The organism is Streptomyces eurocidicus, from assembly GCF_002891295.1.
GTDB lineage: Bacteria > Actinomycetota > Actinomycetes > Streptomycetales > Streptomycetaceae > Streptomyces > Streptomyces eurocidicus.
The window spans coordinates 261,566-282,304 of the sequence record NZ_LGUI01000001.1; the positions used below are offsets into that span (position 1 = coordinate 261,566).

General features: G+C 74.2%; 18 protein-coding genes and 1 pseudogene. 12 read left to right on the plus strand and 7 right to left on the minus strand.

What is annotated here, in order from left to right:
• Positions 1-22: 22 nt before the first annotated feature.
• Entirely contained in the window at positions 23-1,612 is a 1,590-nt protein-coding gene (locus AF335_RS01115) for a hypothetical protein (protein ID WP_311775570.1), read from the plus strand.
• A gap of 80 nt (positions 1,613-1,692) precedes the next feature.
• Here AF335_RS01115 and AF335_RS01120 read toward each other — a convergent pair whose 3' ends face one another.
• The gene (locus tag AF335_RS01120; RefSeq protein ID WP_087928430.1) at positions 1,693-2,049 is read right to left on the minus strand and encodes a HesB/IscA family protein; all 357 of its coding nucleotides are present in this window, start codon (positions 2,047-2,049) and stop codon (positions 1,693-1,695) included.
• A 245-nt stretch (positions 2,050-2,294) separates the two neighbouring features.
• On the opposite strand from AF335_RS01120, the gene nadA reads away from it, so the two are divergent.
• Entirely contained in the window at positions 2,295-3,482 is a 1,188-nt protein-coding gene (gene nadA, locus AF335_RS01125; RefSeq protein WP_102916365.1) for a quinolinate synthase NadA, read from the plus strand.
• 164 nt (positions 3,483-3,646) lie between these two features.
• Here nadA and AF335_RS01130 read toward each other — a convergent pair whose 3' ends face one another.
• The 4 genes from AF335_RS01130 to AF335_RS01145 all read right to left on the minus strand — a co-directional run bounded on the left by AF335_RS01130 (position 3,647) and on the right by AF335_RS01145 (position 7,081).
• On the minus strand, positions 3,647-4,360 hold the full coding sequence (locus AF335_RS01130; protein ID WP_102916366.1) for a response regulator: 714 nt from the start codon (positions 4,358-4,360) through the stop codon (positions 3,647-3,649).
• The gene (locus AF335_RS01135) at positions 4,357-5,640 is read right to left on the minus strand and encodes a sensor histidine kinase (protein WP_102916367.1); all 1,284 of its coding nucleotides are present in this window, start codon (positions 5,638-5,640) and stop codon (positions 4,357-4,359) included. Before AF335_RS01135 ends, AF335_RS01130 begins: the two co-directional genes overlap by 4 nt.
• 215 nt (positions 5,641-5,855) lie before the next feature.
• Positions 5,856-6,134, minus strand: coding sequence for a PspA-associated protein PspAA (gene pspAA / locus AF335_RS01140; RefSeq protein WP_102916368.1), 279 nt, complete (start codon positions 6,132-6,134; stop codon positions 5,856-5,858).
• Positions 6,135-6,295: 161 nt separating this feature from the next.
• Entirely contained in the window at positions 6,296-7,081 is a 786-nt protein-coding gene (locus tag AF335_RS01145; RefSeq protein ID WP_102916369.1) for a PspA/IM30 family protein, read from the minus strand.
• Between the two features lie 286 nt (positions 7,082-7,367).
• Between AF335_RS01145 and AF335_RS01150 the strand changes: the two genes are divergently transcribed.
• From AF335_RS01150 to AF335_RS01160, 3 genes are all read left to right on the plus strand, one after another.
• On the plus strand, positions 7,368-7,967 hold the full coding sequence (locus AF335_RS01150; protein WP_102916370.1) for a DUF3043 domain-containing protein: 600 nt from the start codon (positions 7,368-7,370) through the stop codon (positions 7,965-7,967).
• A gap of 56 nt (positions 7,968-8,023) precedes the next feature.
• Positions 8,024-8,767 carry a class I SAM-dependent methyltransferase gene (locus tag AF335_RS01155; protein WP_102916972.1) on the plus strand — a complete coding sequence of 248 codons (744 nt, stop codon included), beginning with the start codon at positions 8,024-8,026 and terminating at the stop codon, positions 8,765-8,767.
• A gap of 108 nt (positions 8,768-8,875) precedes the next feature.
• Positions 8,876-9,994 (plus strand): S1C family serine protease, encoded by a 1,119-nt coding sequence (locus AF335_RS01160; RefSeq protein ID WP_102916371.1) that lies wholly within the window; start codon positions 8,876-8,878, stop codon positions 9,992-9,994.
• A 123-nt stretch (positions 9,995-10,117) separates the two neighbouring features.
• On the opposite strand, the gene AF335_RS01165 is transcribed toward AF335_RS01160, so the two are convergent.
• Positions 10,118-10,327, minus strand: a complete 210-nt coding sequence (locus AF335_RS01165; protein WP_102916372.1) for a glycosyltransferase family 25 protein — start codon at positions 10,325-10,327, stop codon at positions 10,118-10,120.
• A gap of 114 nt (positions 10,328-10,441) precedes the next feature.
• Between AF335_RS01165 and AF335_RS01170 the strand changes: the two genes are divergently transcribed.
• From AF335_RS01170 to AF335_RS35010, 4 genes are all read left to right on the plus strand, one after another.
• Positions 10,442-11,653, plus strand: coding sequence for a bifunctional adenosylcobinamide kinase/adenosylcobinamide-phosphate guanylyltransferase (locus tag AF335_RS01170; RefSeq protein ID WP_170127553.1), 1,212 nt, complete (start codon positions 10,442-10,444; stop codon positions 11,651-11,653).
• Between the two features lie 527 nt (positions 11,654-12,180).
• A complete protein-coding gene (gene cobT, locus AF335_RS01175; RefSeq protein WP_102916373.1) occupies positions 12,181-13,227 on the plus strand; it encodes a nicotinate-nucleotide--dimethylbenzimidazole phosphoribosyltransferase in 1,047 nt (348 codons plus the stop codon).
• 56 nt (positions 13,228-13,283) lie between these two features.
• Complete coding sequence (locus AF335_RS01180) at positions 13,284-15,050, plus strand: phosphatidylglycerol lysyltransferase domain-containing protein (RefSeq protein WP_102916374.1); 1,767 nt, start codon at positions 13,284-13,286, stop codon at positions 15,048-15,050.
• Positions 15,047-15,766, plus strand: a complete 720-nt coding sequence (locus AF335_RS35010) for a hypothetical protein (protein ID WP_184743205.1) — start codon at positions 15,047-15,049, stop codon at positions 15,764-15,766. Before AF335_RS01180 ends, AF335_RS35010 begins: the two co-directional genes overlap by 4 nt.
• Here the strand turns inward: AF335_RS35010 and AF335_RS01190 are convergent.
• The gene (locus AF335_RS01190) at positions 15,733-16,470 is read right to left on the minus strand and encodes a hypothetical protein (protein ID WP_102916375.1); all 738 of its coding nucleotides are present in this window, start codon (positions 16,468-16,470) and stop codon (positions 15,733-15,735) included. The genes AF335_RS35010 and AF335_RS01190 overlap by 34 nt on opposite strands.
• A gap of 82 nt (positions 16,471-16,552) precedes the next feature.
• Here AF335_RS01190 and AF335_RS01195 point away from each other — a divergent pair.
• The 3 genes and pseudogenes from AF335_RS01195 to lpdA all read left to right on the plus strand — a co-directional run bounded on the left by AF335_RS01195 (position 16,553) and on the right by lpdA (position 20,734).
• Positions 16,553-17,349 (plus strand): annotated as a pseudogene (locus AF335_RS01195) (adenosylcobinamide-GDP ribazoletransferase).
• Between the two features lie 150 nt (positions 17,350-17,499).
• Positions 17,500-19,032: a leucyl aminopeptidase gene (locus AF335_RS01200; protein WP_102916376.1), complete on the plus strand. Its 1,533-nt coding sequence runs from the start codon at positions 17,500-17,502 to the stop codon at positions 19,030-19,032.
• A gap of 313 nt (positions 19,033-19,345) precedes the next feature.
• Positions 19,346-20,734, plus strand: a complete 1,389-nt coding sequence (gene lpdA / locus AF335_RS01205; RefSeq protein ID WP_170127554.1) for a dihydrolipoyl dehydrogenase — start codon at positions 19,346-19,348, stop codon at positions 20,732-20,734.
• The last annotated feature ends 5 nt before the right edge of the window (positions 20,735-20,739 follow it).

Genomic DNA, 20,739 nt, shown 5'->3' on the forward strand with positions numbered 1-20,739 from the left:
AGCGGAGCGAAGGAGCGATGTGGTGAGCACCGAGGGCGGGACGCCGGAGAGCACCCCCGATCGCGCGCCGGGGCGCAAGGAACGGCGCAGGCACCCACGGCTGGCCGTCGCGTCGGTCGCGGCCGCGGTACTGCTGGCCGGTGGCGGCGGCGCCTACTGGGCGTCCACGGCGGCCGACGGCAAGAGCGGCGGCAAGGACGCCGCCGGCTCGCCCGGCCGGGACGGCTCTCCCCCGCCGCTCGCGCTGGACGGCTACCACCGGGGCGGCCCGGGGCAGGACATCGCCGTCGGGGAGCCCGATCCGCACGGGGTGCGCTACCGCGCCGAGGGGAAGCTGCCCACCGGGCCCCGGTCGGCGGCGGTCCGCCTCCCGGCGGACACCGTCACCGAGGACGCGGTGGCCGCGCTGGCGAAGGCGCTGTCGGTATCGGGCGCGCCCCGGCTGGAGCAGGGCGTCTGGCGGGTCGGCGGCGGACCCGGCGCGTCCGAGCCCACGCTCCAGGTGAACGGCAAGGGGCCGGGCAACTGGTCGTTCGCGCGGTACGGGACGCCGGGCGGCCCCGGGTGCGCGGACGGCGGGCGGGACAAGGGGCTGGGCCGGGGCCTCGGCCCGGACCCCGCGTCGGCGTCGGTCCGCTGCCCGCAGTTCCGGGACGGCGCCAAGGGCGCCGAGGGAGGGGCGGGCGGAGAGGTCGGGCCCGTACCCGAGGACAGGGCGAAGAGCGTGGCCGCGCCCGTGCTCAAGGCGCTGGGCCAGCGGAACGCGAAGGTCAGGGCGGACGAGCTGCACGGTGCGGTACGGGCCGTGGTGGCCGACCCCGTGGTCGACGGCGCGGCGACGTACGGCTGGCAGACCCGGCTGGAGGTGGGGTCCGACGGGCAACTGGTCGGGGGCGGCGGGCAGTTGCAGACGCCTCCCAAGGGGGCCGAGTATCCGCTGATCGGCGCGGATCAGGCCCTGGCGGAGCTGAACAAGGGCCGGTCCGGGACCTCGTCCGAGGTCTCCGTCGGGGGCTGCGCCACGGCGGTCCCGCACGGCGAGGAGGCGTCGGCGCCCTGCCCGGGCAAGGAGCGCCCGGCGGCCGAGCCGTCGGTGGTGACCGGGGCGTCCTACGCGCTGGCCTCGCAGTATGTGCGGGGGCGGCAGGCGCTGGTGCCGTCGTGGGTCTTCCAGGTCCGGACGCACAAGGCGCTGGACCGGGGCGACAAGTCGGACGAGGGGGTGACGGTCCCGGTGGTGCAGCCCGCCGTGGACCCGAAGTTCCTGACGGGGTCGGGCGGACCGTCGGCCGAGCCCTCCGGGCCCCCCGCGACCGGCACCCCGAAGTCGACGCCGGTGCACGTGGAGTCGTACAGCCTGGACGGCAAGGACGGCCGGCGGCTGGCGCTGCACTTCTGGGGCGGGGTGTGCAGCGACTACGCGGCGTCGGCCGAGCAGTCCGGCGCGGCGGTGACGGTCAAGGTGACCGGCACCGAGCAGCGGCCCGGCGCGCGGTGCGTGCTGATGGCGAAGGAGTTCACCGAGACGGTGGCGCTGGACGAGCCGCTGGGCGACCGGAAGGTCGTCGACGCGACGACGGGCGAGCCCGTGCCGGAGCAGCAGCGGAAGTAGCCCCGGGCACACCGGGAGCGGACACGGCGAAGGCCGCGACCGTCAGGTCGCGGCCTTCGCCGTCGGCGTCGCGGGACTCTTTAGTTGAAGGAGTCGCCGCAGGCGCAGGAGCCCGTCGCGTTCGGGTTGTCGATCGTGAAGCCCTGCTTCTCGATGGTGTCGACGAAGTCGATGGAGGCGCCGCCCAGGTACGGGGCGCTCATGCGGTCGGTGACGACCTTGACTCCGTCGAAGTCCTTGACGACGTCGCCGTCGAGCGAGCGCTCGTCGAAGAAGAGCTGGTAGCGCAGGCCGGAGCAGCCGCCGGGCTGGACGGCGACGCGCAGGGCCAGGTCCTCGCGGCCCTCCTGCTCCAGCAGGGCCTTGACCTTGGCGGCGGCGGCGTCGGACAGGAGGATGCCGTCGCTCACAGTGGTCTTCTCGTCCTGAACGGACATCTGCTTCACTCCCGGGTTTGTGCGGACTGCTTGCCCTCGGCTGCAACCGCCGGTCTCCCGGATTCATTCCGGGCCTGGCGTAGTACTTCCGCCTTTCATGCTCGCACACCGCTCGGCCGAACGGGAATGTGTCACATCGACGCAATGGCCATCGTCAAACTGACGTGAAGCAGTTATGATAGATAACGTCAACTTGACGACAAGGCCCTTTCCGGCCGTCCGCAGAAACAGAAAGGGTGCGTGACGTGACCACCGCCCAGACCTTGGATTTCCAGGCTCCCTCCCCTTCGCCCCTGGCCCTCCTGCTGCTCGGCCGCGAGGCCGACCCCAGGAGTGAGCGCGGCGTGGAGTGCCCCGGCGACCTGCCGGCGGCCTCCGACCCGGACCTGGTGGAGCGCGCCCGCGCGGCCAAGGCGAAGCTCGGCGACAAGGTCTTCGTGCTCGGCCACCACTACCAGCGCGACGAGGTCATCGAGTTCGCGGATGTCACCGGGGACTCCTTCAAGCTCGCCCGTGACGCGGCCGCCCGGCCCGACGCCGAGTACATCGTCTTCTGCGGCGTCCACTTCATGGCCGAGTCCGCGGACATCCTGACCACCGCCGACCAGCAGGTCGTCCTGCCGGACCTGGCCGCGGGCTGCTCGATGGCCGACATGGCCACCGCCGAGCAGGTCGCCGAGTGCTGGGACGTCCTCACCGAGGCGGGCGTCGCCGGGGTGACCGTCCCCGTCTCGTATATGAACTCCTCCGCCGACATCAAGGCGTTCACGGGCAAGCACGGCGGCACGATCTGCACCTCATCCAACGCCGAGCGCGCGCTGAACTGGGCGTTCGAGCAGGGCGAGAAGGTCCTCTTCCTCCCCGACCAGCACCTCGGCCGCAACACGGCCGTCCGTGACATGGGGATGTCCCTGGACGACTGCGTGCTCTACAACCCGCATAAGCCGGGCGGCGGGCTGACCGCCGAGGAGCTGCGCGGCGCGAAGATGATCCTGTGGCGCGGCCACTGCTCGGTGCACGGCCGTTTCTCGCTCGACTCCGTGAACGACGTGCGCGAGCGCATCCCGGGCGTCAATGTCCTGGTGCACCCCGAGTGCCGGCACGAGGTCGTGGCGGCGGCGGACTACGTCGGCTCCACCGAGTACATCATCAAGACCCTGGAAGCCGCCCCGGCCGGCTCCAAGTGGGCCATCGGCACCGAGCTGAACCTGGTCCGTCGTCTGGCGAATCGATTCGCCGGTGAGGGCAAGGAGATCGTCTTCCTCGACAAGACGGTCTGCTTCTGCTCGACGATGAACCGGATCGACCTGCCGCACCTGGTGTGGGCCCTGGAGTCGCTGGCGGAGGGCAAGGTCGTCAACCGCATCGAGGTCGACCCGGAGGTGGCGAGCTTCTCGAAGCTGGCCCTGGAGCGGATGCTGGCGCTGCCGTAGCCGGTGGTCCGGGGCCCGGCCCCGGACCCCGCGCCCTCGGAAGCCGGGCGGGCCGACGCGGCCCGCCCGGCTTCCGAGGACACCGCGTGTCAGCGGCATGTCAGCCCGGAAGAGGGCCCGGGCGCCCGCCCCGCCACGCGGCGGACAGCGGCGGGCCGGAAGGGTCACTCCGCCCGCGGCCGCACCAGCCCCGACTCGTACGCGATCACCACGAGCTGCGCCCGGTCCCGCGCCCCGAGCTTGGCCATCGCCCGGTTCACATGCGTCTTCACCGTCAGCGGGCTGACGGTGAGCCGCTCGCCGATCTCGTCGTTCGACAGCCCGCCCGCCACCTGCACCAGCACCTCCCGCTCCCGGCCGGTCAGCGCCGCGAGCCGGCCGGCGCCCCGCTCCGCGCCGTCGGGGGCCGGGTCCGGCTCGCCCTGGGCGAGGAAGCGGGCGATCAGTCCCTTCGTGGCCGCGGGCGACAGCAGCGACTCGCCGGCCCGCGTGACCCGTATCGCGTTGAGCAGCTCGTCCGGCTCCGCGCCCTTGCCCAGGAAGCCGGAGGCGCCCGCGCGCAGCGACTCCACCACGTACTCGTCGACCTCGAAGGTCGTCAGCATCACCACCCGCACCTGGGAGAGCGCGGGGTCGGCGCAGATGGCACGGGTCGCGGCCAGACCGTCCGTGCCGGGCATCCGGATGTCCATCAGCACCACGTCCGGGACGAGCCGGCGGGTGAGCTCGACGGCCTGCGCGCCGTCCGCGGCCTCGCCCACCACGGTCATGTCCGGCTCCGAGTCCACCAGCACCCGGAACGCGCTGCGCAGCAGTGCCTGGTCGTCGACGAGGAGCACCCGGGCGGGGCTCACGGGCGGGATCGCGGGATCGCTCATGGGAGCAGCGTAGGCTCCGCCCGCCCCGGCAACGGCAGCGTGACGCGGACCTGGAAGCCCGGGGTGCCGTCGGTGCGCGGGCCCGCCTCGCAGCTGCCGCCGAGAGCCGTGGCGCGCTCGCGCATGCCGGTCAGACCGTGGCCGCCCGGCCGCTCCCCCGCCCCGGGGGGCGCTCCCGCGCCGTCGTCCAGCACGGTCAGCAGCAGCCGGTCCGTGCCGCGCAGCAGGGCGACCTCGGCGCGGGCGCCGGGCCCGGCGTGCTTGTGGACGTTGGTGAGCGCCTCCTGGAGGAGCCGGTAGGCGGTGAGGTCCACGGCGCCGGGCAGCCGGCCGACCACCGCGGCCGCCTCGGCGGGGTCCGTGCCGCCGCCGGGGCCGCCGGGCAGGGTGGAGGCCACGGTGAGCGTGACGTCCAGGCCGACGCGGGCGAACCCGTCGACGAGGTGGCCGAGGACGCCGAGGCCGGGCGCGGGCTCGGTCGGGGCCTCCGGGTCGCCGTACTGGCGCAGCAGGCCGACGGTCGCGCGCAGCTCCGACAGCGCCGAGCGGCTGGCCTCGCGGACGTGCGCGAGGGCCTCCTTGGCCTGGTCGGGGCGGCTGTCCATGATGTGCGAGGCGACCCCGGCCTGGACGTTGACCAGGGCGATGTGGTGGGCCACGACGTCGTGCAGCTCCCGGGCGATGCGCAGCCGCTCCTCGGCGACCCGGCGCCGGGCCTCCTCCTCGCGGGTGCGCTCGGCGCGTACGGCCCGCTCCTCGATCGCGGCGACGTAGGCGCGGCGGCTGCGGACGGCGTCCCCGGCGGCGCCCGCCATGCCGGTCCAGGCCAGCAGGGAGAGGTTCTCCTGGGAGTACCAGGGCGGCGCCCCGAAGACCATGCCCCCGACGGTGAGCACGGCGACGGTGGCCGCGGCGATCCGCCAGGCCATGGGCCGCTCGGTGCGGGAGGCGACGGTGTAGAGGGCCACGACGACGGACATCGCGATCTGGGTGTGCGGGGCGGTCCCCCGGGTGCCGACGATCTCGAAGAGGGTCGCCGCCGAGGTGGCGCACAGGACCGCGCGCGGGGCCCGGCGGCGGAACACCAGGCAGGCGCAGGCGAGGAGCGCGAGCAGGACGAAGCCGGAGCCGGGCGGGTGCCGGTCGGTGTACCGGCTGACCGTGGCGCCGATCAGGACGGTGCCGAAGGTGGCGGCGGCGAGGAAGGCGTCGGCCGCGAGGGGGTGCGCGCGGAGCCAGCGGTGCGGGCGGGCGAGGCCGGTGACAGCGAGGGAGGTCATCGGGGTCCTCGGGGGCGGGGCGGACGAGGCGCGCCGGCCCCCGCCCCTCGGGAGGGACGGGGGCCGGCGGGTGCCGGAGTTCCATGGCAGGCCGGCCGGGCCGGGCGGTCCGTGGGGCGTGCCGAAGGGGGCGATCCGCCGGAGCGCACCGCCGGGACCGCGACGCCCGGGGGCGGTGGCGGTGGGACCGCCGTGCCCATGGCGACCGGGCCGTGTCAGCCGGGGATGAGCCCGTCGTCGCTCAGCATCTGCCTGACCTCGTCGAGGGAGGCGTCGGGCGCGGGCAGGATCAGCTCCGAGGGTTCCAGGGCGTCGTCCGGCAGGGGGGAGCCCAGCCGGCGCACGGCCTCGAGCAGGCTGCCGAGGGTGCGGCGGAAGCCTGCCTCGTCGCCGCCCTCCATCTCGTCCAGCAGCTCGTCGTCCAGCTTGTTGAGCTCGATGAAGTGGCTGTCGGCCAGCTTCCACTGGCCCTCCCCCATGATCCGTACGATCATGACGGTCTCCCTCGGTCCGGTGCCTGTCGGCGCGCTGCTCACCATCGGTGAGTACTGCGTCTGTGGGGACTGCTCACTGCCCTGCCGGAGCCCGCTCCGGCCCGTACGCGGCCGCGGGTCCGTCACCGCGGCCCCCGCACGGTGCCGTCACCGCGGGCCGGTCACTGCTTGTCGAAGCGCGGCTGGTCGTGCGGCTGCGCCTGGCCGGTCTGGCCGGCGGCGCCGCCCTCGATGGCCGGCTTGGCCCCGCCGGTGCCGCCCGCGAGCTCGGCCTTCATCCGCTGGAGCTCCAGCTCCACGTCGGAGCCGCCGGAGAGGCGCTCCAGCTCGGCGGTGATGTCGTCCTTCGCGGTGCCGGTCGGGTCGTCGAGCGCGCCCGAGGCGAGCAGCTCGTCGATGGCGCCGGCGCGCGCCTGCATCTGCTGGGTCTTGTCCTCGGCCCGCTGGATGGCCAGGCCGACGTCGCCCATCTCCTCGGAGATGCCGGAGAACGCCTCGCCGATGCGGGTCTGGGCCTGCGCGGCGGTGTAGGTGGCCTTGATCGTCTCCTTCTTGGTGCGGAAGGCGTCGACCTTGGCTTGGAGGCGCTGCGCGGCGAGGGTGAGCTTCTCCTCCTCGCCCTGGAGCGTGGTGTGCTGCGTCTCCAGGTCGCTGACCTGCTGCTGGAGGGCGGCGCGGCGGGAGAGCGCCTCGCGCGCCAGGTCCTCGCGACCGAGGGCGAGCGCCTTGCGGCCCTGGTCCTCCAGCTTGCTGGACTGCCCCTGGAGCTGGTTGAGCTGGAGCTCCAGGCGCTTGCGGGACGTCGCCACGTCGGCGACCCCGCGGCGTACCTTCTGGAGCAGTTCGAGCTGCTTCTGGTACGAGTAGTCGAGGGTCTCGCGCGGGTCCTCGGCCCGGTCCAGGGCCTTGTTGGCCTTCGCGCGGAAAATCATTCCCATACGCTTCATGACACCGCTCATGGGCCTCGGGCGCCCCCTTCTGACGGACTACGAGCTCCAGCACATCTTGCAGACCCCACAGTAAGGGGCCCGCTTCCATTACCGCACTGTTCGGGCTCCGATGCGCTCCTCCTCCAGGACGATCAGGAGGTCGCCGCCCTCCGGCGCAAGGAGTAGAGGGCCATCAGGGGGCGGGGGTGCGGCGCCCTTCCCGTAAGGGGAACGCGCCGCCGTTGCCGGATCGTTCCCCTTGTCGCCGGTGCCCACCTGCCGTCACCCCGTACCCTTGGGTGTTGTGTTCCGAAGCCGTTCCACCTCCAAGGATGAGCAGGCCGCAGCCACCCAGGTGACCGCGGACCAGCCGAAGCAGCGCGACCCGCAGGCACCCAAGGGCCGCCCCACCCCCAAGCGCAGCGAGGCCAGCTCGCAGCGCCGCAGCCTGGCCGCCACGCCGGCCAACCGCAAGGAGGCCACGAAGCGCGCGCGGGACGCCCGCCGCGTGGACCTGGCCAAGCAGCGCGAGGCGCTGGCCAATGGCGACGAGCGCTTCCTGCCCGCCCGTGACAAGGGCCCGGTCCGCCGCTTCGCGCGCGACTTCGTGGACGCGCGGTACTCGGTGGCGGAGTTCTTCCTGCCGCTCGCCGTCCTCATCCTCGTCCTGAGCATGATCAACCGTGGCGGCTTCCAGTCGTACGTGCTCCTGGCGTGGATGATCGTGATCGTCCTCATCGTGATCAACTCCGTGCTCACGGCCGTCACGCTGAAGCGCGCCCTGAAGAAGCGCTTCCCGGACGAGAACGTCCGCGGCGCCGTGCCGTACGCCCTGATGCGCACGCTCCAGATGCGCCGGCTGCGGCTGCCCAAGCCGAAGGTCAAGCGCGGGGAGAAGCCCTGACCGGTGCCGCCCTCGCGTCCGCCTTCGGCGGGGGCGCGGAGGGCTGGCTCCGGGGCCTGGGCGGCTTACGGAACGCGGTCCGGCAGGAGCTGGTCGCACGCCAGCTCGACGAACAGATAGCGGCCCGCTTCCCGGTGGGCCGCCGGCTGCGGGTCCTCGACGTCGGCCCCGGCCAGGGCACCCAGGCCCTGCGGCTGGCCCGGGCGGGCCACGAGGTGACCGGCCTGGAGGCCGACCCCCGCATGGTGGCCGCCCTGCGCGAGGCGCTGACGGCCGAGCCCGAGGGCATCCGGGAGCGCGTGCGGGTGGTCGAGGGCGACGGCCGGGGCGCGGGCGCGCACTTCCTCCCCGGCTCCTTCGACGTCGTGCTGTGCCACGGCGTGCTGATGTACGTGACGGAGCCGGACCCCATGCTCGCCGGGCTGGCCCGGGTGCTCGCGCCCGGCGGCCTCCTCTCCCTGCTCGTCCGGAACGCCGACGCCCTGGCCATGCGGCCGGGGCTGGCCGGTGACTGGGGGACGGCTCTCGCGGCCTTCGACTCCCCCGCCTACACCAACCGCCTCGGCCTCACGGTCCGCGCGGACCGCAGGGAGACGCTGACGGCGACGCTCGCCGGCATCGGCGCCCCGCTGCACGCCTGGTACGGGGTGCGGGTCTTCACGGACCAGGCGGCCGACGGCCGGGAGCCCCCGGCGGGCGAGGCGCTGGACCGCCTGCTCACCGCCGAGGACCGGGCGGGCCGCACCGACCCGTACCGCGCGGTCGCGGCGCTGCTGCACCTGTGCGGTGTGCGGGGCTGAACCGCGCGGAGCCGGGTCAGAGGCCCGGTTCGCGGTCCCCCGCCCGTACGGCGGCACCCGGCGGCTCTGGCCGGGACAGCGGGCCGGGCCGACGTGATACTCCGATACATGGACGTCTCACCCGCCCGGACGCTCCCGCGCCGGCTCCTGACCCCCGTGGCCGCCGCCGTGTGCGCGGCGGCGGCGCTGGGCGGCTGCTCCGGCGCCCCCGGTTCGTCCCCCGCCGCCTCCGGCTCCGGTGAGCGGACCGCGGCCGCCTCGCCGGCCCCCGCCGCCAGTGCCCCGCCCTCGGGGCGCGGCCCGGCCGGGGACCTCCAGTCCGCCTATCAGCGGGTCGTCAAGGACGTCCTGCCCTCCGTCGTGCAGATCACCGCCGGGGGCAGCCTGGGCTCCGGGGTCGTCTACGACGCCAAGGGCCACGTCGTCACCAACGCGCACGTCGTCGGGGGCGCCAGGACCTTCAAGGTCACCCTGGCCACGGGCGGCGGCACGGTCGGCGCCCGGCTGGTCGCGAGCTATCCCGAGCAGGACCTCGCCGTGGTCGTGCTCGACGACATCCCGCAGAACCTCAAGCCGGCCGCCTTCGGCGACTCCGCCAAGGTCGAGGTCGGGCAGATCGTGCTGGCCATGGGCAACCCGCTCGGCCTGTCCAGCAGCGTCACCCAGGGCATCGTCTCCGCCGTCGGCCGCACGGTCAGCGAGGGCCGGGCGGGCGGCGGCACCGGCGCGACCATCGCCAACATGGTGCAGACCTCGGCGGCCATCAACCCCGGCAACAGCGGCGGCGCGCTGGTCGACCTGTCCGGCCGGGTCATCGGCATCCCCACGCTGGCCGCCGTCGACCCCGAGCTCGGCCAGGGCGCCGCGCCCGGCATCGGCTTCGCGATCCCGGCCGCCACGGTCCGCCGGCTCGCCGACCAGATCGTCAGGAACGGCAAGGTCACCGACTCCGGCCGGGCGGCGCTCGGCATCACCGGGCGGACGATCGTCGGCTCCGACTTCGCCCCGGCCGGCGTCGCGATCGTCGCCGTGGGGGGCGGCGGCGCCGCCGAGAAGGCCGGTCTGCGGCCCGGGGACATCCTCATCCGCCTGAACGGCACCGACCTCACGACGATGCAGTCGCTCACCGAGGCCCTGGCGGCCCTCAAGCCCGGCGACCGGGCGGAGGTGGCCTACGACCGGGACGGCACGGTCCGGACCGTGACGGTCACCCTGGGCACGCTGTGAGGCCGGGGCCCCGGGCCCCTTCCCCGCGCTGCCGCGCGGTGTCCCCGGCCGCCGGGCGGACCGGAATCCGGCCCGCCGGCGGTCGAGGGCATACGGGAAGGGGCGGGGCGGGGAAAGCCCCGCTCACGCCTCCGCGGCCGCCCGCAGGCTCATCACGTAGATCTCGCTGTCGTCCTCGAACAGCGTCACCTGCTCCGCGCCGCCGTCCAGCAGCTCCTTCCAGACCTCGCCGATCCAGGACTCCGCGTCCCCCTGCGTGGTGAACTCCTCCGGCTCCACCGCGGGCGACGTCTCCGTCCCGTCGGCCTTCTCGAACCGCCATGCCCACACCATGTCCGCCTCCTGACGTCCAATCACGTGCCGTGCAGCGCAGCCTAACGGTCCACGGCGGACGAGAAAGGGTGATCCCGGCGCGCCCGCGCCCCCGGGACGCGAGACGATCAGGGCGTGGAAATCACTCTCCTCGGCACCGGAGCCCCCGAAGGGCTGCCGCGCCCCGACTGCCCCTGCGCGTCCTGCGCCACCGCCTCCGGCGACGAGGCGCGGGCCGCGACCGCGCTGCTCGTCGACGGGGCGGTGCTCCTCGACCTCACCCCGGGGCCCGCGTTCGCGGCCGCCCGCGCCGGGCGGTCGATCGCCGGGGTGCGTCAGGTGCTGCTCTCGCACCCGCACGACGGGCCCGCCGTGGAGTTCCCGGCCGGGCTGCCGGCCCCGGTGCGGGTGCCCGACGGGCGCGAGCTGTCGGTGATCAGCGGGCACCGGGTGCGCGCGGTGGCCCTGGACGCGCCGGGCACCGGCTACGAGGTGACGGGCCCCGAGGGGGAACGGCTGCTGTACCTGCCGCCGGGCACGGCGCCGGCCGGGCTGTCCGCCCCGGCCGGCGGGCCGGGCTCCGGCCCGTACGACATGGTCCTGCTCGACGTGCTGGGCCGGCCGGACGCCCTGGCCCGGCTGCGCGGCGCGGGCGCGGTCACCGCGACGACCGATGTGCTCGGCGTCCATGTCGACCACGACGTACCGCCCGGCCCGGAGCTGCACCGGCGGCTGGCGGCGGCCGGGGCGCGGGCCGTGCCGGACGGTACGAGCCTGGTCGTCGGGGACTACCACGCGGTGCCGGACCTGCCGCGGCGCACGCTGGTGCTGGGCGGCGCCCGCTCGGGCAAGTCCGTGGAGGCCGAGCGGCGGCTGGAGTCCTTCCCCGACGTGCTGTACGTCGCCACCGGCGGCACCCGCGAGGGGGACGCGGACTGGGCCGCGCGGGTCGCGCTGCACCGCGAGCGCCGGCCGGGTTCCTGGCGCACGGCCGAGACCTGCGACCTGGTCCCCCTGCTCACGGCGGACGGCCCTCCGCTGCTGATCGACTGCCTGGCGCTGTGGCTGACGGACGCGATGGACTCCGTCGGGGCGTGGTCCGACGCCACCTGGCACGACGGCGGCGAGGAGGCGCTCGCCGCGCGGGTGGCGGAGCTGGTGGCGGCGGTCCGCGGCACCCGCCGCACGGTCGTCGCGGTGAGCAACGAGGTCGGCTCGGGCGTCGTCCCGGCCACGGCCTCCGGCCGGCGCTTCCGGGACGCGCTGGGGCGGCTGAACGTGGCGCTGGGCGCGCAGTGCGAACAGGTGGTGCTGGTGGTGGCCGGGCAGGCACTGCCCCTGCGGTGAGCCGCCCGGGGCGGCTCGGGACGGCCGGGGTCTCGACCGGCGCCGTGGGGCGCGGGGCGCGGCGGGGCCGCCGGGAAAGGTCGGCGCGGGCATGCGTACGGGACGTCCGGAGCGGGCGGCACGGCAGGCCGGGGAGGCGGGAAGCTCCGGCCCGCCCCCGGGCCGGCCCGGGCGGCGCCCTCCCACTCGCAGGAGCCGCCGCGCCGCCGCGCGGTTGCGGTCGCCTGCCCGGCGGGACGACTCGGGCATCCCCGTTCCCGGCGGTGCCGGGTCCCCGCGGGTCGGCGCGCGGTCCGGGCACGTCCCGGATCCCCGACCGGCCGGCCGCCGGTCGGCGCGCGGTCCGGGCACGTCCCGGATCCCCGACCGGCCGGCCGCGGGCCGGGGCCGCGGCACACAGTGACCGGCGGCCCGGCCCCCGTCCGCCTCCCGGCCGTCCCGGGCACGGCCCGCCGGGGTTCCACCCGCCGGTCGGCGCCGGTCGGCGACATCGTGTGCCGTAACCCTCTACGGGTAGTGTTCGACGGATGAGCGGTCTGAATCTTGATGACTTCGCGACACTGATCGAGCGCCCCGACCCCGGCACCCGGCGGGACGCCGAAGCGCGCCGGGAGCGCCTGGTGCCCCGCCCCGGTTCCCTGGGCCGGCTGGACGAGCTGGGCGAGTGGCTGGCCGCCGCCCAGGGGACGGTGCCGGTCAAGCCCGTGGAGCGGGTCACCGCGCTGGTCTTCGCGGGCGACCACGGCATCGCGCGGCTCGGCGTGTCGGGCGGCCCCGAGGCCGGTGCCGTGGCGCTCGTACGGGCCGCGCTCGACGGGGACAGCGCGGGCGCGGTGCTGGCCCGGCGGTTCGGGGCGCGGCTGCGCGTCGTCGACATGTCCGTGGACTGCGACCCGGCCGAGCTGCCCGAGGAGGTCACCCGGCACCGGGTGCGCCGCGGCTCGGGCCGGATCGACGTCGAGGACGCGCTGACCGCCGAGGAGGCGGAGGCCGCGTTCCGCGCGGGCATGGCGATCGCCGACGAGGAGGCCGACTCCGGTACGGACCTGGTGGTCCTCGGCGACCTCAGTGTGGGCGGCACCACGGTCGCGGGCACCCTGATCGGCGCCCTGTGCGGCACCGACGCCTCCGTGGTCACCGGCCGTGGCGGCGCGGGCATCGACGACCTGGCGTGGATGCGCAAGTGCGCGGCGATCCGGGACGCGCTGCGCCGCGCCCGGCCGGTCCTCGGCGACCAGCTGCGGCTGCTGGCCGCGACCGGCGGCGCGGACTTCGCGGCCATGACCGGCTTCCTGCTGCAGAGCGCGGTGCGCCGCACCCCCGTGGTCCTCGACGGGGTGGTCTCCGCGGCCTGCGCCCTGGTGGGTCAGCGGGTGGCGTTCCGGGCGCCCGACTGGTGGCTGGCCGGCCAGTCCAGCGGCGACCCGGCGCAGGCGAAGGCACTTGACCGGATGGCGCTCAACCCTTTGCTCGATCATGGCGTCACAGTGGGCGAGGGGACAGGGGCGCTGCTGGCTCTGCCGTTGGTACAGGCGGCCGCGGCCCTGGCGGCGGATCTCCCCGAGCGCACCTGACGTCCCGCGTCGAGCGCCGGGCCCGTCGTAGACAGTGCCCCATATGCTCACTTTTCATGGGAGAAGTCCGCTTGACTCCGGATGAAGGCGCGCGGAACGGCCTCCGGCCGCAGCGCGCCGCAGCTTTCGCCGTGTGGTACCTCCGCGTCGTCACGTTCGTCAACCTGCTCAGCGCGGTCTGGCTGTCGTTCGGCGCGGACATCCGGCGGCACAACGCGGACGAGTTCTTCACCCCGTACCTGCTGACGGCCGGCTTCGCGTCGGCGCTGTGGTCGCTGGTCATGGCGGTCACCCTGCGCCGGCGCAAGCGCGCCTCGTGGATCCTCAACCTCGCGCTGTCCGGGCTGCTCCTGCTGGTCCTGGCGTTCGCCATGTGCTTCCGCGAGTTCAACCGGCACGGGCTGAACTGGTTCTCGCTGGTGGCGACGGGCCTCTTCGTGCTGGCCCTGCTGGTGGGCCGCCGGGAGTTCTACGCCAAGGGCGACCGCTCCAACCCGCGGCTCGCCGCGCTGGTCGCGGCCGGCGGCCTGCTGGTGGCCTCGCTGGTCGCCGCCCTGCTGGTGACCGTCGCCAACGAGGCCCACGACGCGCACCGCTCGACGTTCCTGGACCGCTGGGGCTACGGCTTCATGCGCCTGGTGTCGCTGGCCGCCGACGACGGCCGCTACCCCGGCATCTCCACGCCGGGCTGGGTCGACGTCTTCATCAACGTGATGAGCATGTGCCTGCTCCTCCTCGTGGTCTACGCGGCCTTCCGCTCCCGGCGCGCCACGGACCCGCTCACCGCGGAGGACGAGGAGCGGCTGCGGGGCCTGCTGGACCGGCACGGCGACCGCGACTCGCTGGGCTATTTCGCGCTGCGGCGCGAGAAGAGCGTCATCTGGTCCCCGTCCGGCAAGGCCGCCGTCACCTACCGCGTCGTCGGCGGGGTCTCGCTCGCCTCGGGCGACCCGATCGGCGACCCCGAGGCGTGGCCCGGCGCCATCGAGCCCTGGCTGGCCGAGGCCCGCGAGCACGGCTGGATCCCGGCCGTCATGGGCGCGGGCGAGGAGGCCGGCACCATCTACGCCCGGCACGGCCTGGACGCCCTGGAGATCGGCGACGAGGCCATCGTGGACACCGCCGAGTTCACCCTGGACGGGCGCGCGATGCGCACCGTCCGGCAGGCGTTCAACCGGGTGAAGCGGGCCGGCTACACCGTCCGGATCCGGCGCCACGAGGACATCCCCGAGGCGGAGATGGCCGAGCTGCTGCGCCGCGCGGACGACTGGCGGGACGGCGCGACCGAGCGCGGCTTCTCCATGGCCCTCGGCCGGCTCGGCGACCCGGGCGACGGGCGCTGCGTGATGCTGGAGTGCCACGACGGCAAGGGCGAGCTGCGGGCCCTGCTGAGCTTCGTACCGTGGGGCCCCAAGGGTCTGTCGCTGGACCTGATGCGGCGCGACCGCGACTCCGAGAACGGCCTGATGGAGTTCATGGTCATCGAGCTGCTCCAGCAGGCCAGGGCGCTGGGCATCACCCAGGTGTCGCTGAACTTCGCGATGTTCCGGTCCGTCTTCGAGCGCGGCTCCAAGCTGGGCGCGGGCCCGGTGCTGCGGATGTGGCGGTCGCTGCTCAGCTTCTTCTCCCGGTGGTGGCAGATCGAGTCGCTGTACCGAGCAAATGCGAAGTACCGCCCCATCTGGGAACCTCGTTTCATGCTGTTCGAGAAGAGCAGTGACCTGTTGCGGATCGGCATCGCGAGCGCGCGGGCCGAAGGCTTCCTCGAAGCCCCCGGGCTGCCCAAGTGGCTCAACCGCAAGCATCTGGAGAGCCCGCGATGAACCGCGCGGCGCTGCGTCGCGCCGCACGCACCGAGTGGGGCCCGCTGGCCGGGACCATACGTCTGGCGCTCGTGACCAAAGGGCTGCGCGCCCTCCCGATGACCCTGGCGGCGGTGGCCCTGACGGCCACGTTCCAGATCGTCCAGAACCAGCCGTGGGGCTTCGAGCCGGTGCAGCGGCTCGGCTCGGTGCAGGCCCGGCTGCCCTGGTGGCTGGCGCTGTTGCGGACCCCGCTGTCGCTCTTCGTGCCCGCCCTCGACCTGCCGGTGTGGGGCGCGCTGGCGCAGATCCTGCTGGTCTTCGGGATCGCCGAGATCTGCCTGGGCAAGTGGCGCACGCTGGCCATCTCCTACGCCGCCACCCTCGCCGGGACGATGTACGCCCGGCTGGCGGTGCACATCGGGCCGGACTCCGTCCTCGGCCTGCCGTCCGAGGCCGCCAAGGTCGTCGACACCGGCCCGTCGGCGGCCGTGGTGGGCCTCGCCGTGTACGTCTCCTGGCGCTACCGCGCCTGGTTCACCTGCGGGGCCGTGTGCGCCGCCATGGCGGTCGAGGTGATCGTCAAACCCAATCTGGCGGGCAAGGAGCACATCGCGGCCGTCGCAGCGGTGCTGGCGCTCTGCGCCGCCGACGAGCTCCGCAGACGGCGCAAGCCCCGGCGGGACGTCTTCCGCTCCGGCGATCAGCGGTCGGGGGCGCCCGCCAGCAGGTCGTGAAGGCGGTTGCGGACGGCCTCCCAGCGGGCGTCGTGCCGGTAGGCGCGCACCCGTGCCCGGCGACGGGCCCCGGGGCGGTGCCGGTAGAACCGCCGCGCCCACGGCGACCCCGGCCGGGCCAGCCGCACCGCGCCGACGATCGCCACGAACGGCACCACACAGCCGATCACCGCGAGCCGTGGCTTCCCCTTGGCCAGGGCGAACAGCGCGATCAGGAAGTTGATCAGCACATTGACGACCACGACGCCGCGGTCGTGCAGCTCCTCCGGGGTCAGCTCGTTCACCCCGAACGGCAGGAAGCCGGCCAGCATCAGCGTCACCAGTGCCGCCGTCAGCACCACGATCTCGACGCTCTTGCGGCCCTGCTCGGTCCAGTAGACGTCGTCCAGGTGCAGGACGAGCGCGAACTCGTCCAGCACCAGCCCGGCGCCGGTGCCGAACACCACGGCCGCCAGCGCCGCCCCGAAGCCGTGCCGGCCGGACGCCACCGCGGCGAAGCCGCCGATCACCATCAGCACGATGCCGGGCACCACATGGTGGACGTGCAGACCCCCGGGGCTGATGTTGCGGAATGGCCCCTTCCCGGCCCGGATCAGCCGGGTGATCACCCGGGTCACCAGAAAGGTCAGGACAAAGGCGGCCAGTGCCAGCAGCAGGGGCAGCTTCCCCGGCTCGACGATGTTGCGATGCAGCCACTGGCCCATGTGCCCACCCGTTCGCTAGCCCTTCCCATAGCCCTCTCACCTGCAACCTACTGTCCTGACCGGGCGGGATAGGGTGCCCGCGATGACCGACACGACACCGTCCCGCCGCGCGGCGGGCGACGCCCTCCGCTTCGCCTTCGGCACGCTGACCGTGCTGCCCGTGCGCGTCACCCGCTGGGACCGCCCGGCGGCCCGCGGCGGGATGCTCGCGGCGCCCCTGGCGGGGCTGGTGGTGGGCGGCTGCACGGCCGCCGCCGGGTCGGCGCTGCTCCTGCTGGGCGCGAGCCCGGTGCTCGCCGCGGTGGCGTCCGTCGCGGTGCCCGCGGTCCTCACCCGCGCCCTTCACCTGGACGGCCTCGCGGACGTCGCCGACGGCCTGGGCAGCGGGAAGCCCGCCGAGGACGCCCTGCGGATCATGAAGCGGTCGGACATCGGCCCGTTCGGCGTCGTCACCCTGCTGCTGGTCCTGCTCGGCCAGGTCGCGGCCCTCGCCGGGGCCTACGCGGACGGGGCGCCGCGCGGCGCCGCCGCCGCGGCCGTGGCGGCGCTCGCCGCCCGCTGCTCGCTGACGCTGGCCGCCCGCGCCGGAGTGCCGCCGGCCGGCCCGAGGGCCTGGGCGCCGCGGTCGCCGGGGTGCTGTCCGCCCGTTCCGCGCTGCTGGCGGCGGCCCTGGCCACCGCCGTCGCCGCCGCCCTCGGGGCCGCCACGGGCCCGTACGGCGCGGTGCGCGCCGCCCTCGCGGTGCCGCTCGCGCTGGCCGCCGGAGAGCTGCTGCTGCGGCACTGCGTACGGCGCTTCGGCGGGGTCACCGGGGACGTCTTCGGCGCCCTCGCGGAGACCTCGGCCACCGCCGCCCTGGTCGTGCTCGCTCTCGGCTGAGCGCCGGGAACGGGAATCGCCCGGTCGACAGCGCTACGTTGGGGGCCGACCCGAGCCCGGGGGGCCGTGACACCGCGGCATACGATGCCCAGGGTGCGGCCGGCCCACCCATCGGCCGAGGAACTCAACGGAAGTAGGGACCCCACCACCGTGACTGCTCTGACTCTCAGCACTTCCAGTGCGGCGACGCTCCGCGCGGACGCCATCGTCATCGGTGTGGCCAAGGGCCCCAAGGGCCCTGTCGTCGCACCCGGCGCCGAAGCCGTGGACAAGGCGTTCGACGGCAAGCTGGCCGCCGTCCTGGAGACCCTCGGCGCCACCGGCGGCGAGGGGGAGACGACCAAGCTCCCCGCCCCGTCCGGGCTCAAGGCCCCGGTCGTGCTGGCGGTCGGGCTCGGCGACGCCCCGCCCAAGGACGAGGACTTCGACCCGGAGGCGCTGCGCCGCGCCGCGGGCAGCGCGGCCCGCGCCCTGTCGGGCAGCAAGAAGGCCGGCTTCGCCCTGCCGGCGGCGGACGCCGAGTTCGCCGCGGCCGTGGCGGAGGGCGCGCTGCTCGGCGCGTACGCCTACGTCCCCGCCGGTGCGGGCGGCAAGGCCGCCGCCAAGAAGGAGGCCGACCGCGGCACCCCGCTGGCCGAGGTCGCGCTGCTGGGCGCCAAGCCCCGCGACAAGGCGGTCAAGGCCGTGGCCGAGCGCGCGGGCGTGCTGGCCGAGGAGATGAACCGCGCGCGCGACCTGATCAACATGCCGCCGAACGACCTCACCCCGAAGACCTTCACCACCGCGGCCCAGACCGTCGGCAAGGAGTTCGGCCTCAAGGTCGAGGTGCTGGACGAGAAGGCGCTGCTCAAGGGCGGCTTCGGCGGCATGATGGGCGTCGGCCAGGGCTCGGCCAACCCGCCGCGCCTGGTCCGCATCGGCTACACCCACCCCAAGGCGGAGAAGACCCTCGCCTTCGTCGGCAAGGGCATCACCTACGACTCGGGCGGCATCTCGCTCAAGCCGGCCGGCCACAACGAGACCATGAAGTGCGACATGGCCGGCGCCGCCGCCGTGTTCGCCGCGGTCGTGGCCGCCGCCCGGCTGGGCCTGCGCGTCAACGTCACCGGCTGGCTGGCCCTCGCCGAGAACATGCCCTCGGGCACCGCCACCCGCCCGGGCGACGTGCTGCGGATGTACGGCGGCAAGACCGTCGAGGTCCTCAACACCGACGCCGAGGGCCGGCTGGTCCTGGCCGACGCCCTGGTCCGCGCCTCGGAGGAGAACCCCGACGCGATCGTGGACGTCGCCACCCTCACGGGTGCCATGGTCATCGCGCTGGGCAACCGCACGTTCGGTGTACTCGGCAACGACGACGCGTTCCGCACCTCGCTGTACGAGATCGCGGAGGAGGTCGGCGAGCAGGCGTGGCCGATGCCGATCCCGAACGAGCTGCGCAAGAGCATGGACTCCCCCGTCGCGGACTTCGCCAACATCGGCGAGCGGATGGGCAGCGCCCTGCTGGCCGGTCTGTTCCTGCGCGAGTTCGTGGGCGAGGGCATCACCTGGGCGCACCTGGACATCGCGGGCCCGGCCTTCCATGAGAGCGCGCCGTACGGCTACACCCCGAAGGGCGGTACGGGCTCCGCGGTCCGCACGCTCCTCCGGCTGGCCGAGCGCACCGCCGACGGCGACCTGGGCTGAACCCCGCCGCGTACGGGCCCGCCGCGGCCCGTACGTTTTGGGTGACCCCGGGTGTTTCGCCCGGGGTCACCTCGCGGACGTTCGCCCTTAACGAAATCGAGCGCGTCCTACGCGTGAGTAACCCGTGAAGGTGACGCATCAGTCGCCTCTCAGCCCGGCCCGGCGTCCCGTCGTCCGTCAACAAGTGCGAAGATGTTGTCTCGGCAGGACAGGGCCCCACTGACCCAGGGCCGAAGTAACAGCGGCCGAACAACAGCCGCCGCCCGGTCGCCCGCGACCGGGTCCGGCGTATTCCATGCATGGAGGACGTGACGTGGCGAACGACGCCAGCACCGTTTTCGACCTAGTGATCCTCGGAGGCGGTAGCGGCGGTTACGCCGCTGCCCTGCGCGGAGCGCAGCTGGGTCTGGACGTCGCTCTGATCGAGAAGAACAAGCTCGGGGGCACCTGCCTGCACAACGGCTGCATCCCCACCAAGGCGCTGCTGCACGCCGGTGAGATCGCGGACCAGGCGCGCGAGGCCGCCCAGTTCGGTGTCAAGGCCACCTTCGAGGGCATCGACATCGCGGGCGTCCACAAGTACAAGGACGACGTGATCGCCGGCCTGTACAAGGGCCTGCAGGGTCTGGTCGCCTCCCGCAAGGTGACCTACATCGAGGGCGAGGGGCGTCTCTCCTCCCCGACCTCCGTCGATGTGAACGGCCAGCGCATCCAGGGCCGCCACGTCCTGCTGGCGACCGGCTCCGTGCCGAAGTCGCTGCCGGGCCTGGAGATCGACGGCAACCGCATCATCTCCTCGGACCACGCGCTGACGCTCGACCGCGTCCCGAAGTCCGCGATCGTGCTGGGCGGCGGCGTCATCGGCGTCGAGTTCGCCTCCGCCTGGAAGTCCTTCGGGACCGACGTCACCATCGTCGAGGGCCTCAAGCACCTCGTCCCGGTCGAGGACGAGAACAGCTCCAAGCTGCTGGAGCGCGCCTTCCGCAAGCGTGGCATCAAGTTCAACCTCGGCACCTTCTTCCAGAAGGCCGAGTACACCGCCGACGGCGTCAAGGTCACCCTGGCCGACGGCAAGGAGTTCGAGGCCGAGATCCTGCTCGTCGCCATCGGCCGCGGCCCGGTCTCCCAGGGCCTGGGCTACGAGGAGCAGGGCGTCGCGATGGACCGCGGCTATGTCCTGGTCGACGAGTACATGCAGACCAACGTGCCGACCATCTCGGCCGTCGGCGACCTCGTCCCGACCCTCCAGCTCGCGCACGTCGGCTTCGCCGAGGGCATCCTGGTGGCGGAGCGACTGGCCGGCCTCAAGCCCGTGCCGATCGACTACGACGGCGTGCCCCGCGTGACGTACTGCCACCCCGAGGTCGCCTCCGTGGGCATCTCCGAGGCCAAGGCCAAGGAGATCTACGGCGCGGACAAGGTCGTCGCCCTGAAGTACAACCTCGCGGGCAACGGCAAGAGCAAGATTCTCAAGACCGCGGGCGAGATCAAGCTCGTCCAGGTCAAGGACGGTGCCGTCGTCGGCGTCCACATGGTCGGCGACCGTATGGGCGAGCAGGTCGGCGAAGCCCAGCTGGTCTACAACTGGGAGGCGCTGCCGGCCGAGGTCGCGCAGCTGATCCACGCGCACCCCACGCAGAACGAGGCTCTCGGCGAGGCCCACCTGGCCCTGGCCGGCAAGCCGCTGCACGCGCACGACTAGTCCCG

Bases quoted from the DNA above. Each gene is read 5' to 3' on its own strand.
- AF335_RS01120 (WP_087928430.1), bottom strand. From the start codon at position 2,049: ATGTCCGTTCAGGACGAGAAGACCACTGTGAGCGACGGCATCCTCCTG.
- AF335_RS01130 (WP_102916366.1), bottom strand. From the start codon at position 4,360: ATGAGCGATCCCGCGATCCCGCCCGTGAGCCCCGCCCGGGTGCTCCTC.
- AF335_RS01135 (WP_102916367.1), bottom strand. From the start codon at position 5,640: ATGACCTCCCTCGCTGTCACCGGCCTCGCCCGCCCGCACCGCTGGCTC.
- pspAA (WP_102916368.1), bottom strand. From the start codon at position 6,134: ATGATCGTACGGATCATGGGGGAGGGCCAGTGGAAGCTGGCCGACAGC.
- AF335_RS01145 (WP_102916369.1), bottom strand. From the start codon at position 7,081: ATGAAGCGTATGGGAATGATTTTCCGCGCGAAGGCCAACAAGGCCCTG.
- AF335_RS01160 (WP_102916371.1), top strand. From the start codon at position 8,876: ATGGACGTCTCACCCGCCCGGACGCTCCCGCGCCGGCTCCTGACCCCC.
- AF335_RS01165 (WP_102916372.1), bottom strand. From the start codon at position 10,327: ATGGTGTGGGCATGGCGGTTCGAGAAGGCCGACGGGACGGAGACGTCG.
- cobT (WP_102916373.1), top strand. From the start codon at position 12,181: ATGAGCGGTCTGAATCTTGATGACTTCGCGACACTGATCGAGCGCCCC.
- AF335_RS01180 (WP_102916374.1), top strand. From the start codon at position 13,284: ATGGGAGAAGTCCGCTTGACTCCGGATGAAGGCGCGCGGAACGGCCTC.
- AF335_RS35010 (WP_184743205.1), top strand. From the start codon at position 15,047: ATGAACCGCGCGGCGCTGCGTCGCGCCGCACGCACCGAGTGGGGCCCG.
- AF335_RS01190 (WP_102916375.1), bottom strand. From the start codon at position 16,470: ATGGGCCAGTGGCTGCATCGCAACATCGTCGAGCCGGGGAAGCTGCCC.